Source organism: Streptomyces sp. NPDC057287 (assembly GCF_042667905.1).
Classification (GTDB): Bacteria; Actinomycetota; Actinomycetes; order Streptomycetales; family Streptomycetaceae; genus Streptomyces.
The window spans coordinates 184168-196659 of record NZ_JBHUYV010000003.1 but is presented as its reverse complement, the minus strand read 5'-3'; the positions used below and the strand labels follow the sequence as shown (position 1 = coordinate 196659).

At 71.6% G+C, this 12492-nt stretch carries 10 protein-coding genes; 7 read left to right on the top strand and 3 right to left on the bottom strand.

Annotated elements, in window-relative coordinates:
• Positions 1-133: 133 nt before the first annotated feature.
• Complete coding sequence (meaB, locus tag ACFUNE_RS07435) at positions 134-1096, bottom strand: methylmalonyl Co-A mutase-associated GTPase MeaB (RefSeq protein ID WP_383563560.1); 963 nt, start codon at positions 1094-1096, stop codon at positions 134-136.
• A gap of 31 nt (positions 1097-1127) precedes the next feature.
• Positions 1128-2330 (bottom strand): acetyl-CoA C-acetyltransferase, encoded by a 1203-nt coding sequence (locus ACFUNE_RS07430; RefSeq protein ID WP_383563557.1) that lies wholly within the window; start codon positions 2328-2330, stop codon positions 1128-1130.
• A 134-nt stretch (positions 2331-2464) separates the two neighbouring features.
• On the opposite strand from ACFUNE_RS07430, the gene mce reads away from it, so the two are divergent.
• From mce to ACFUNE_RS07395, 7 genes are all read left to right on the top strand, one after another.
• Complete coding sequence (gene mce, locus ACFUNE_RS07425; protein ID WP_383563554.1) at positions 2465-2893, top strand: methylmalonyl-CoA epimerase; 429 nt, start codon at positions 2465-2467, stop codon at positions 2891-2893.
• A gap of 245 nt (positions 2894-3138) precedes the next feature.
• Positions 3139-6933 (top strand): polarized growth protein Scy, encoded by a 3795-nt coding sequence (gene scy / locus ACFUNE_RS07420; RefSeq protein ID WP_383563551.1) that lies wholly within the window; start codon positions 3139-3141, stop codon positions 6931-6933.
• 175 nt (positions 6934-7108) lie between these two features.
• On the top strand, positions 7109-8047 hold the full coding sequence (locus tag ACFUNE_RS07415) for a cellulose-binding protein (RefSeq protein WP_383563548.1): 939 nt from the start codon (positions 7109-7111) through the stop codon (positions 8045-8047).
• Positions 8048-8150: 103 nt separating this feature from the next.
• Positions 8151-9164, top strand: a complete 1014-nt coding sequence (locus tag ACFUNE_RS07410) for an ATP-binding cassette domain-containing protein (RefSeq protein WP_383563546.1) — start codon at positions 8151-8153, stop codon at positions 9162-9164.
• Positions 9165-9169: 5 nt separating this feature from the next.
• Positions 9170-9949 carry an ABC transporter permease subunit gene (locus ACFUNE_RS07405; RefSeq protein ID WP_383563543.1) on the top strand — a complete coding sequence of 260 codons (780 nt, stop codon included), beginning with the start codon at positions 9170-9172 and terminating at the stop codon, positions 9947-9949.
• Between the two features lie 135 nt (positions 9950-10084).
• Complete coding sequence (locus ACFUNE_RS07400; RefSeq protein WP_383563540.1) at positions 10085-11239, top strand: ABC transporter ATP-binding protein; 1155 nt, start codon at positions 10085-10087, stop codon at positions 11237-11239.
• Positions 11236-12126 (top strand): ABC transporter permease subunit, encoded by an 891-nt coding sequence (locus ACFUNE_RS07395; RefSeq protein WP_383563537.1) that lies wholly within the window; start codon positions 11236-11238, stop codon positions 12124-12126. The genes ACFUNE_RS07400 and ACFUNE_RS07395 overlap by 4 nt, the downstream gene beginning before the upstream one ends.
• Position 12127: 1 nt before the next feature.
• Here ACFUNE_RS07395 and ACFUNE_RS07390 read toward each other — a convergent pair whose 3' ends face one another.
• Positions 12128-12457, bottom strand: a complete 330-nt coding sequence (locus ACFUNE_RS07390) for an ATP/GTP-binding protein (RefSeq protein ID WP_383563534.1) — start codon at positions 12455-12457, stop codon at positions 12128-12130.
• Between the last annotated feature and the right edge of the window lie 35 nt (positions 12458-12492).

Genomic DNA, 12492 nt, shown 5'->3' with positions numbered 1-12492 from the left:
CATGTTCTCACGCCCCGTCAGCCGTGGAAGGGGAGACGGCCGCACGGAACGGCGCACCCCTCGCCCTCGGCCCGGAGGGGGCGGGGTACGCCGCGCACGGTTCCCGGACGGCCCGCACGCCGCCCGGGAACCGTCAGTTCCCGCCCGTGAGCCCCGCGACCAGCTCGTCCGCCGCCGCGTACGGGTCGAGGCCTCCGGCCACAATCCGTTCCGCGAGGGAGTCCAGCCGGCGGTCGCCGTGCAGGTCCGCGATCCGTTCGCGGAGCGCGGTGACGGCGATCGTCTCGACCTCGCGGGCCGCACGCGCCGTGCGCCGCCCGTCCAGGACGCCGTGCTCCTCCATCCACGCCCGGTGCTTCTCCAGGGCCTCGACGACCTCGTCGATGCCCTCGCCCCGGGCGGCGACCGTCTTCACGATCGGCGGCCGCCAGTCGCCGGGCCCCCGGGACTCCCCCAGGCCCAGCATGTGGTTGAGCTCGCGGGCGGTGGCGTCCGCACCGTCCCGGTCGGCCTTGTTCACGACGTACACGTCGCCGATCTCCAGGATTCCGGCCTTCGCCGCCTGGATGCCGTCGCCCATGCCGGGGGCGAGGAGGACGACGGAGGTGTCGGCCTGGGAGGCGATCTCCACCTCCGACTGGCCGACCCCCACCGTCTCCACGAGGACCACGTCGCAGCCCGCCGCGTCCAGCACCCGGATCGCCTGCGGTGCCGACCAGGCGAGCCCGCCCAGATGGCCGCGCGTGGCCATCGAGCGGATGTAGACGCCCGGGTCGGAGGCGTGCTCCGACATCCGGACCCGGTCACCGAGGAGCGCGCCCCCGGAGAACGGCGACGACGGGTCGACGGCGAGGACGCCGACCCGCTTGCCGGCCTTCCGGTAGGCGGAGACCAGTGCAGAGGTCGAGGTGGACTTGCCGACGCCCGGCGATCCGGTCAGGCCGACGACGTAGGCGTGGCCCGCCAGCGGGGCCAGGGCGGCCATCACCTCGCGCAGCTGCGGCGAGGCACCCTCCACCAGGGAGATGAGCCGGGCCACCGCACGCGGCCTGCCCTCCCGCGCCTGCTCGACCAGGGTGGGGACGTCCACCTTCACGCTCGGCCTCCTCGCTCGCTCGTACGGTGTACTACTTGCCCGGTACGCGGATGATCAACGCGTCGCCCTGACCGCCTCCGCCGCACAGGGCGGCCGCTCCGGTGCCACCGCCGCGCCGCTTCAGCTCCAGCGCCAGGTGCAGCACCACGCGGGCGCCGGACATGCCGATGGGGTGGCCGAGCGCGATCGCGCCGCCGTTCACGTTCACCTTGTCGGAGGTGACGCCGAGGTCCTTCATCGACTGGACCGCGACGGCGGCGAACGCCTCGTTGATCTCGATGAGGTCGAGGTCCTCGACGCCGATGCCCTCCTTCTTCAGGGCGTGCCGGATGGCGTTGGACGGCTGCGACTGGAGCGAGTTGTCCGGGCCCGCGACGTTGCCGTGGGCGCCGATCTCCGCGATCCACTCCAGGCCCAGCTCCTCGGCCTTGGCCCTGCTCATGACGACGACGGCGGCGGCACCGTCGGAGATCTGCGAGGAGGTGCCCGCCGTGATCGTCCCGTCCTTGGTGAAGGCGGGGCGCAGCCTGCCGAGGGACTCGGCGGTCGTCTCGGGGCGGATGCCCTCGTCCTTGGAGAAGAGGACCGGGTCGCCCTTGCGCTGCGGGATCTCGACCGGGGTGATCTCGGCCTCGAAGATGCCGTTCTTCTGCGCGGCGGCGGCGCGCTGGTGGGACAGGGCGCCGATCTCGTCCTGGTCGGCGCGGGCCAGGCCCAGGCGGGTGTTGTGCTTCTCGGTGGACTCGCCCATCGGGATGTTCTCGTAGGCGTCCGTCAGGCCGTCGTAGGCCATCGAGTCGATCATCTCGACCGCACCGTACTTGTATCCCTCACGGGACTTCGGGAGCAGATGGGGGGCGTTGGTCATGGACTCCTGGCCGCCGGCCACCACGACGTCGAACTCACCTGCGCGGATCAGCTGGTCGGCCAGGGCGATCGCGTCGAGCCCCGAGAGGCACACCTTGTTGACGGTGAGCGCGGGGACGTTCAGCGGGATTCCGGCCTTGACGGCCGCCTGGCGTGCCGGGATCTGTCCTGCGCCGGCCTGGAGCACCTGGCCCATGATCACGTACTCGACCTGGTCGCCGCCGATGCCCGCCCGCTCCAGCGCGGCCTTGATGGCGAAGCCTCCGAGGTCGGCTCCGGAGAAGCTCTTCAGCGAGCCGAGGAGACGGCCCATGGGCGTACGCGCGCCCGCGACGATCACTGAGGTGGTTCCGGTCGTTCCTGACATGAGGCGCAGCCCCTTGGATTGGTTGTGAACGAGGGTTTACCTGAATGTACTGAGCGGTACGGCGCCCGTCATCCGGCTGTCGGTGTGATCGCGCGCACGTTGCGTAACCATCACCGGGGCGCTGCACTGGTTCCATGCTGACGCGAATCGACCACATCGGAATCGCCTGCTTCGACCTCGACAGGACGGTGGAGTTCTACCGCGATACCTACGGCTTCGAGGTGCACCACTCCGAGATCAACGAGGAGCAGGGTGTCCGGGAAGCCATGCTGAAGATCAACGACACCTCTGACGGCGGGGCTTCCTACCTCCAGTTGCTGGAGCCGACCCGTGAGGACTCGGCCGTTGGCAAGTGGCTGGCAAAGAATGGTGAGGGAGTGCACCACATCGCCTTCGGGACCGCCGACGTCGACGGGGACGCCGCGGACATCCGCGGGAAGGGCGTCCGGGTGCTGTACGACGAGCCCAGGACCGGGTCCATGGGCTCCCGGATCACCTTCCTCCACCCCAAGGACTGCCACGGTGTGCTGACCGAACTGGTCACCTCGGCACCGGAGCACTGACCCGACCGATACCCGGCCCGGTAGAGTGGGTGGTTCCGGGTCGGGGCCGGATCGGGGCCGCGCCACGTCCTCGCCGTTGATCTGTCACCATTCCCCGGGGGGCCGCTCGCCGTACGAGTGGTGCTCGTACGGAGAATTGCGACCAGGGTTGGGGTCTCCCCCTGCTCAGTGGGGCATTCCCCGCTCGAACGAAGTTGAGAGCTCGGGGAAGAAGTCGAGAGCTCGGGGAAGGATGGGACCGCGCAGTGCGGGGCTACGAGAGCCAGCAGAGCCACCGAGCTGACGACGACCATCTCTCGAGGTTCGAAGCCGAGATGGACCGGCTGAAGACCGACCGGGAGAAGGCCGTCCAGCACGCCGAGGACCTCGGTTACCAGGTCGAGGTCTTGCGCGCCAAGCTGCACGAGGCGCGGCGCAATCTGGCGACCCGTCCCGCACACGACAGCGCGGACATCGGCTACCAGGCCGAACAGATGCTCCGTAATGCCCAGATCCAGGCCGACCAGTTGCGGACCGACGCCGAGCGCGAGCTGCGCGACGCCAGGGCGCAGACGCAGCGGATCCTGCAGGAGCACGCGGAGCACCAGGCCCGCCTGCAGGCGGAGTTGCACGCCGAGGCCGTGCAGCGGCGTCAGCGGCTCGACCAGGAGCTGGCGGAGCGCCGGCAGACCGTCGAGTCGCACGTCAACGAGAACGTCGCCTGGGCCGAGCAGTTGCGGGCCAGGACCGAGTCCCAGGCCCGCCGCCTCCTGGACGAGTCGCGCACGGAGGCCGAGCAGTCGCTGGCCGCCGCCCGTGCCGAGTCGGCCAGGCTCGCCGACGAGACCCGCCGGCGCCTCAACTCCGAGTCGGAATCGGCGCGTGCCGATGCCGAGTCCACGCTGCTGCGGGCCCGCAGGGACGCCGAGCGGCTGCTCGACGCCGCCTCCACGCAGGCCCAGGAGGCCACCAGCCACGCCGAGCAGCTGCGCTCGACGGCGACCGCCGAGACCGATCAGACCCGGCAGCAGACGGCGGAGCTGAACCGCACCGCCGAGCAGCGCATGCAGGAGGCCGAGACCCGGCTGCGCGAGGCCCGGCTGGAGGCCGAGAAGGTCCTCTCGGAGGCGAAGGAGGCCGCGGTCAAGCGGCTGGCCGGCGCCGAGTCGCAGAACGAGCAGCGCACGCGTACGGCCAGGTCCGAGATCGCCCGTCTGGTCGGCGAGGCCACGAAGCAGGCCGAGACGCTGAAGGAAGAGGCCGAGCAGGCCCTCGTCGACGCCCGGGCCGAGGCCGAGCGCGTCGTCGCCGAGGCCGCCGAGAAGGCCCGCACGCTGGCCGCCGAGGACGCCGCGGCCCAGCTCGCGAAGGCGGCCCGCGGCGCCGAGGAGGTCCTCACGAAGGCCTCCGAGGACGCCAGGTCCACCACCAGGGCCGCCGGCGAGGAGGCCGACAGGATCCGCCGCGAGGCCGAGGCCGAGGCCGACCGGCTGCGCGGCGAGGCCGCCGAGCAGGCCGACCAGCTGAAGGGCGCGGCCAAGGACGACACCAAGGAGTACCGGGCCAAGACCGTCGAGCTGCAGGAGGAGGCACGCCGGCTCCGCGGCGAGGCCGAGCAGCTGCGCTCCGAGGCCGTGGCCGAGGGCGAGCGGATCCGCGGCGAGGCCCGCCGCGAGGCCGTCCAGCAGCTGGAGGAGGGTGCCCGCACCGCCGAGGAGCTGCTCACCAAGGCCAAGTCCGACTCCGAGGAGCTGCGCACCTCCGCCGGCACCGAGAGCGAGCGGGTCAGGAGCGAGGCGGCCGAGCGCGCCGCCACCCTGCGCAAGCAGGCCGAGGAAGCGCTGGAACGCAGCCGCGCCGAGGCGGAGAAGCTGCGCGCCGAGGCCGAGGAGCAGGCCACCGCCCTGACCGCCGCGGCGGAGAAGGCGGCCGAGGAGCTGCGCGAGGGGACCGAGCGCGGGGTCGAGGCCCGCAAGGCCGAGGCGGCCGACGAGCTGACCCGGCTGCACACCGAGGCCGGGTCCCGGGTCACCGCGGCCGAGGAGGCGCTCGCCGAGGCGCGTACGGCGGCGGAGCGGATCCGCCGCGAGACGAACGAGGAGTCCGAGCGCCTGCGCGCGGAGGCGGCCGAACGGATCCGTACGCTCCAGGAGCAGGCCACGACGGAGGCCGAGCGGCTGCGCACCGAGGCCGCGGCGGACTCCGCGCGGTCCCGTGCCGAGGGCGAGTCCGTCGCCGTACGGCTGCGCAGCGAGGCCGCCACGGAGGCCGAGCGCCTGAAGAACGAGGCCCAGGAGAGCGCCGACCGGGTGCGCTCCGAGGCCGCGGCCGCCGCCGAGCGGGTCGGCACGGAGGCCGCCGAGGCCCTGGCCGCCGCGCAGGAGGAGGCCAACCGCCGCCGCCGCGCCGCCGAGGAGGTGCTCGACTCCGCGCGCGCCGAGGCGGAGCAGGAGCGCGAGCGTGCCCGCGAGCAGAGCGAGGAGCTCCTCGCCTCCGCCCGCAAGCGGGTCGAGGAGGCACAGGCCGAGGCCCAGCGACTGGTCGAGGAGGCGGAGAGCCGGGCCACCGAGCTGGTGTCCGCCGCCGAGCAGACCGCCCAGCAGGTGCGGGACTCCGTCGCCGGGCTGCAGGAACAGGCCGAGGAGGAGATCGCCGGTCTGCGTTCCGCCGCCGAGCACTCGGCGGAGCGGACGAGGACCGAGGCGCAGGAGGAGGCGGACCGGCTCAGGTCGGACGCCTACGCCGAGCGCGAGCGGGCCACCGAGGACGCCAACCGCATCCGCCAGGTCGCGCACGAGGAGTCGGAGGCCGCGAAGACCCTGGCCGAGCGGACCGTCTCCGAGGCCATCACCGAGTCGGAGAAGCTGCGCTCGGACACCTCGGAGTACAGCCAGCGGGTCCGTACGGAGGCCTCCGACGCCCTGGCGTCGGCGGAGCAGGACGCCTCGCGCGCCCGCGGCGAGGCACGGGAGGACGCCAACCGGATCCGTTCCGAGGCGGCGGCACAGGCCGACCGGCTCATGGCCGAGGCGACGAGCGAGAGCGAACGGGTCCGCGGCGAGGCCGCCGAACAGTCGGAGCGATTCGTCGGCGAGGCCACCGACGAGGCGGAGCGGCTGCGCGCGGAGGCGGCACAGACCGTCGGTTCGGCCCAGGAGCACGCGGCCCGCACCCGCGAGGAGTCGGAGCGGCTGCGCACCGACGCCGAGGCCGCGGCGGAGCAGGTGCGCGCGGAGGCCCGCCAGGAGGCGGACCGCCTGCTGGACGAGGCGCGCGAGGCAGCGGCGAAGCGCCGCGCCGACGCCGCCGAACAGGCCGACCAGCTCGTCAACAAGGCTCAGGAGGAGGCGCTGCGCGCCGCCACCGAGGCCGAGGAGCAGGCCGACAGGATGGTCGGCGCGGCGCGCAACGAGGCCGTGCGGATCACCTCCGAGGCCACGGTCGAGGGCAACTCCCTGGTGGAGCGGGCCCGTACGGACGCGGACGAGCTGCTCGTCGGTGCCCGCCGGGACGCCACCGCCACCCGGGAGCGGGCGGAGGAGCTCAGGTCCCGGATCGAGAGCGAGATCGAGTCGCTGCACGAGCGCGCGCGACGCGAGACCTCGGAGCAGATGAAGACGGCGGGCGAGCGCGTCGACAAGCTGATGAAGGCGGCGACGGACCAGCGGGCGGAGGCCGAGGCCAAGGCCAAGGAGCTTCTTTCGGACGCGAACTCCGAGGCGAGCAAGGTCCGTATCGCCGCCGTGAAGCGCGCCGAGTCGCTCCTCAAGGAGGCCGAGACCAAGAAGGCCGAACTGACCCGGGTGGCCGAGAAGCTGCGTGCCGACGCGGAGGCCGAGGCCAAGCAGACGGTGGACGAGGGACGCCGGGAGCTGGACCTGCTCGTCCGCAGGCGCGAGGACATCAATACGGAGATCTCCCGTGTCCAGGACGTCCTCGAGGCGTTGGAGTCTTTCGAGGCTCCGGGTGGAACGGGCAAGGCGTCGGGCGGTGGCGCCGGGGGCGTCAAGGCCGGCGCGTCGGCGGGTACCCGGTCGGGTGGCAAGGCGTCGGACGGGTAGCCGCTCGCACACTTCGCCATGAACATTCAAGCCTTCGGGTCGCAAGCGCTCCGGGGGTCAGCCACTCAAAAGGGGTGTCATTCTCCATACCAAAGCGGCATCTTCACGTTGACACGCCGCTCAGGCCCCTAGGATTCCCTCTAACACCTCACCGGTCTCATTCGACAGGAACCCCATGAGCGACCCTTCCTCCCCCTTCGGCTTCGAGCTCGTGCGACGTGGATACGACCGCGGTCAGGTGGACGACCGCATTACCAAACTCGTCGCCGACCGTGACAGTGCTCTCGCCCGTATCACCTCTCTGGAAAAGCGCATCGAGGAACTCCACCTCGAGACGCAGAACGCCCAGGCCCAGGTCAACGACGCCGAGCCGTCGTACGCCGGGCTCGGCGCCCGCGTCGAGAAGATCCTCCGTCTCGCCGAGGAGGAGGCGAAGGACCTGCGTGAGGAGGCCCGCCGCGCGGCCGAGCAGCACCGCGAGCTGGCCGAGTCGGCCGCCCAGCAGGTGCGCAACGACGCGGAGACCTTCGCCGCGGAGCGCAAGGCGAAGGCCGACGACGAGGGCGTTCGCATCGTCGAGAAGGCCAAGGGCGAGGCGAGCACGCTCCGCACGGACGCCCAGAAGGACGCCCAGCAGAAGCGCGAGGAGGCGGACGCCCTCTTCGAGGAGACCCGCGCCAAGGCCGCCCAGGCCGCCGCGGACTTCGAGACGAACCTCGCCAAGCGCCGCGAGCAGTCGGAGCGCGACCTCGCGTCCCGTCAGGCGAAGGCCGAGAAGCGTCTGGCCGAGATCGAGCACCGCGCGGAGCAGCTCCGCCTGGAGGCCGAGAAGCTCCGCACGGACGCCGAGCGCCGGGCCCGTCAGACGGTGGAGACGGCTCAGCGTCAGGCTGAGGACATCGTGGCGGACGCGAACGCCAAGGCCGACCGGATCCGCAGCGAATCGGAGCGCGAGCTGGCGGCGCTCACCAACCGCCGCGACTCGATCAACGCCCAGCTGACCAACGTCCGCGAGATGCTGGCGACGCTGACGGGTGCCGCGGTCGCCGCCGCCGGTTCCCCGGTCGAGGACGACTCGGCCACCCGTGGGGTCCCGGCCCAGCAGACCCGCTGATCCGAACGGGAGCCCCGGGGCACGTACATCAGAAGTACCCCTTTGCGCGCCCGGTTCCGCCTTTGTGGTGGCGCCGGGCGCGCGGCCGTTCTAGCGTGAGCGCATGATCGAGCTCGACGGCCTCACCAAACGCTTCGGCAACAAGGTTGCCGTCGACCATCTGTCATGCCGGGTCAGGCCGGGGATGGTGACGGGTTTCCTCGGCCCGAACGGGGCGGGCAAGTCCACGACGATGCGGATGATGCTGGACCTCGACAACCCGACCAGCGGCTCGGTGCGCATCGACGGCCGGCACTACCGCGAGCTCCAGGAGCCGCTCAAGCACATCGGGGCACTGCTCGACGCCAAGTCGATGCACGGCGGCCGCAGCGCGTACAACAACCTCCTCTGCCTCGCCCAGAGCAACCGCATCCCGGCGAGCCGGGTCTCCCACGTGCTCGACACGGTCGGCCTGAGCGCGGTGGCGAAGAAGAAGTCCAAGGGCTTCTCCCTCGGCATGGGCCAGCGGCTCGGCATCGCGGCCGCGCTGCTCGGCGACCCCGAGATCCTGATGTTCGACGAACCCGTCAACGGTCTGGACCCGGAGGGAATCCACTGGATCCGGAATCTGATGAAGGCCCTCGCCGCGGAAGGCCGGACGATCTTCGTCTCCTCCCACCTGATGAGTGAAATGGCTCTGACAGCAGATCATTTGATCGTCATCGGGCAGGGAAAGCTGCTCGCCGACACGTCGATGGCCGACTTCATCCGCGAGAATTCCCGGAGTTTCGTGCGGATGCGCTCCCCGGAACAGGAGCGCCTGCGGGATGTGCTGCACGCGGAGGGGGTCGCCGCCGTGGAGTCGGGCAACGGCACGCTGGAGATCGACGGCGAGGCCCCGGAGCGGCTCGGTGAGCTCGCCGGGCGGCACGGGATCGTGCTCCACGAGCTCAGCGCCCAGCGGGCCTCCCTGGAGGAGGCATTCATGCAGATGACCGCGGGCTCCGTGGAGTACCACGCCCACTCCGAACGCGACGGCGCCCCGCCACCGCCGGCGGGCCCGCACTGGGGCGACGGGTGGAACCCGCAGCAGGCGGCCGGCGCCCGCACGGCCGACGACGGCGCGAAGGGGGTGTGACGGCGATGGCATCGGTACCCGCGGTCCTGAATTCCGAGTGGACCAAGATCCGTACGGTCTCGTCGACCATCTGGACGCTGGTGTGCGCGTTCGTCGTCACCATCGCCATGGGCGCGGCGCTCAGCGCGCTGCTGAACAGCCAGTTCGACGATCTCTCCGCCGCCGAGCAGGCCACCTTCGACCCGACGTTCGTGAGCTTCTCCGGGATGGTCCTGGGCCAGCTGGCCATGGTCGTCTTCGGTGTGCTGGTGGTGGGTACGGAGTACAGCTCCGGAATGATCCGCACCTCGCTCGCGGCCGTGCCGCAGCGCGGGTCGTTCCTCTTCAGCAAGATCGCGGTGGCGGGCGCCCTGGCCCTGCTGGTCGGTCTCGCCACCAGCTTCGTGACCTTCTTCCTCAGCCAGACGCTGCTCGGCGACCGCGGCACCGACATCGGCGCGCAGAACGTGCTGCGCGCGGTCTTCGGCGGCGGCATCTACATGGGCCTGATCGCGGTCTTCTCCATGGGTGTGGCCACGATGCTGCGCAGCTCCATGCTGTCGCTCGGCATCCTGATGCCGTTCTTCTTCCTCGTCTCGCAGATCCTGTCGGCGGTCCCCGGCGCGAAGAGCGTGGCCCGCTACTTCCCCGACCAGGCCGGTTCCAAGATCATGCAGGTGGTGCCGGACGCCATGAACAGCGACCCGGCGCCCTACGGCCCCTGGGCCGGACTCGGAATCATGGTGCTGTGGGTGGTGGCGGCGCTGATCGGCGGCTACCTCGTACTGAAGAAGCGGGACGCCTGAGCGGCGTCCGGACGACGGCGCACCGGGCCACGGCTTGGCCGGAACCACATGCGGCTGGTTATCCTCCTAACTCTTACGGGGGCGTGCGGCCTGCGGCCTGGGCCCCGACGACAGATAAGTCGATGGGGCTGGAGAATGATCGAGGCAGTCGGCCTGACCAAGCGCTACGGCGCGAAGACGGCCGTGCACAACCTTTCCTTCCAGGTACGGCCCGGTGCCGTCACGGGATTCCTCGGTCCCAACGGGTCGGGGAAGTCCACCACCATGCGCATGATGCTCGGCCTGGACCGGCCGACGTCGGGACACGTGACGATCGGCGGCCACGCCTTCCGCAGCCTCCCCAACGCCCCGCGGCAGGTGGGGGCACTGCTCGACGCCAAGGCCGTGCACGGCGGGCGCAGCGCCCGCAACCACCTCCTGAGCCTGGCCCAGCTGGCCGGCATCCCCGCTCCACGGGTGGACGAGGTCCTCGGCGTCGTGGGGCTCCAGGACGTCGCGAAGAGGCGGTCCAAGGGCTTCTCCCTCGGCATGGGCCAGCGGCTCGGCATCGCGGCGGCGCTGCTCGGCGACCCTCAGGTGCTGCTCTTCGACGAGCCGGTCAACGGGCTCGACCCCGAGGGGATCCTCTGGGTCCGCAACCTGATGAAGCAGCTGGCCTCCGAGGGGCGCACGGTCTTCGTCTCCAGCCACCTGATGAGCGAGATGGCGCTCACCGCCGATCACCTGATCGTGATCGGCCGGGGGCAGCTGCTCTCCGACATGAGCGTCACCGACTTCATCTCGGCCAACTCCGCCGACTTCGCCCGCGTGCGCGTCGCGGCGGACGGCCCGGAGCTGCGGGAGAAGCTGACGTCCTCGCTGGCGGAGGCGGGCGGCCGGGTCATGCCGGAGCCCGACGGCGCCCTGCGCGTCACCGGACTCGCGCTGCCCCGGATCAGCGATCTGGCGCACGGGGCGGACGTCCGGCTGTGGGAGCTCTCGCCGCACCGGGCGTCGCTCGAGGAGGCGTACATGCGGATGACGCAGGGCGCGGTGGACTACCGCTCGACGGCGGACGCGAAGGCGGGGCTCCAGCTGCCTCCGCCCGGCTACGGACACCCCGGCTACGGGCCCTCCGGCCACGAGGCGGCCTACGGGCAGCCCGGTCACGCGCCGCAGCCCCCGGCCGAGGTCCCGCAGCAGAGCTGGTACGCCCCGCCGCCCCCGGGACAGAACCCGTACGCCGACGCACCCGCACCCGCCGTTCCCGCGGACCGGCCCGAGAGCAAGACCAGCGAGGACTCCCGATGACGATGCCTCCGCCGCCCGCGCAGACGCCCCCACAGGCGCACCAGGCCCCGCAGATGCCGTACCAGCAGCCGCAGCAGGGCTGGGGCGGCCAGGCGGGCCCGTACGCCTCACCGATCCCCGTGCGCACTCCGGGGCTCGGTGACGCGATCGCCTCCGAGTGGACGAAGATCCGCTCGGTGCGCTCCACGATGTGGACGCTCGGCGTGATGATCGTGCTGCTGGTCGGCATCGGGCTGCTCACCGCGCTCGTCGTGAACGTGTCGGACGCTCCCCTGGACGACACCCCCGTGCTCAGCCTGGGCTTCTTCGGCGTACTGCTCGGATCGATCTGTGTGATCACGCTCGGCGTGCTGACCATCGCGTCCGAGTACGGCACCGGGATGATCCGTACGACGCTGACCGCGTGCCCGAGCCGCGCCCGGATGCTGATCGCGAAGTCGGTGGTCTTCTTCCTGCTGGCCTTCACGATCACCACGGTGACCACCGGCATCGTCGGCGTCCTGCAGACGGCCGTCCTGGACGGCGCCACGCCCGACACCGGCCTGTGGGTGCGCTCCACGGTCGGGGTCGGCCTCTACGTCGCCGTGCTCGGGCTCCTCGCGCTCGCACTCGGTGCGATCATCCGGCACTCTGCGGGTGCCATCACGATCATGATCGCGGTGGTGCTGCTCCCGCTCGTGCTGGCGATGTTCATGTTCTCGTCGTCGCTGGCCCGTGTGCAGCAGGCGCTCTTCGAGTACTCGATCCCCAACCAGATCGGCACGCTGTACAACACGTCGATGACCTCGTCGGGGCCGAGCGGCTGGGATCCGCTGTGGATCATCGCCGGCGTGACGGCGGTGGCCATGGCCTGTGCCTTCGCGGCGCTGGACCGGCGGGACGTCTGACTCAGTACCGCGGAGCGTTCCTGGACCGCTGCACCCGTGTGGTGCGGCGGTCCTTCGCGTTCCAGCAGGCCTTGTGCCAGTGCCTGCGGTCGTCGATCCCGCCGAACTCGGGCCAGGCGACGAGGTGCGGGACGCCGGACGGGATCTCCTGGTCGCAGCCGGGGCAGCGGTAGCGCTTGCCCAGCGCGCTCGCGCCGCTCACCGGGCGCACCGACCACTCCTCGCCCTGCCAGCTCTCCGTGTCACCGCCCCCGCCGTACCGCTCCCCCGCCTCTCGTGCGTTGCCGGTAGGACTGTCGCCGCCTCGGGGGCGGTTGTGGCGCGGGGACACAGGACACCTCACGGGGTGGCGGTACGGGCAGATCG

Excerpts from the sequence above, each read along its gene's own strand:
- ACFUNE_RS07430 (WP_383563557.1), bottom strand. The coding sequence starts at position 2,330 with ATGTCAGGAACGACCGGAACCACCTCAGTGATCGTCGCGGGCGCGCGT.
- mce (WP_383563554.1), top strand. The coding sequence starts at position 2,465 with ATGCTGACGCGAATCGACCACATCGGAATCGCCTGCTTCGACCTCGAC.
- ACFUNE_RS07415 (WP_383563548.1), top strand. The coding sequence starts at position 7,109 with ATGAGCGACCCTTCCTCCCCCTTCGGCTTCGAGCTCGTGCGACGTGGA.
- ACFUNE_RS07410 (WP_383563546.1), top strand. The coding sequence starts at position 8,151 with ATGATCGAGCTCGACGGCCTCACCAAACGCTTCGGCAACAAGGTTGCC.
- ACFUNE_RS07405 (WP_383563543.1), top strand. The coding sequence starts at position 9,170 with ATGGCATCGGTACCCGCGGTCCTGAATTCCGAGTGGACCAAGATCCGT.
- ACFUNE_RS07400 (WP_383563540.1), top strand. The coding sequence starts at position 10,085 with ATGATCGAGGCAGTCGGCCTGACCAAGCGCTACGGCGCGAAGACGGCC.
- ACFUNE_RS07395 (WP_383563537.1), top strand. The coding sequence starts at position 11,236 with ATGACGATGCCTCCGCCGCCCGCGCAGACGCCCCCACAGGCGCACCAG.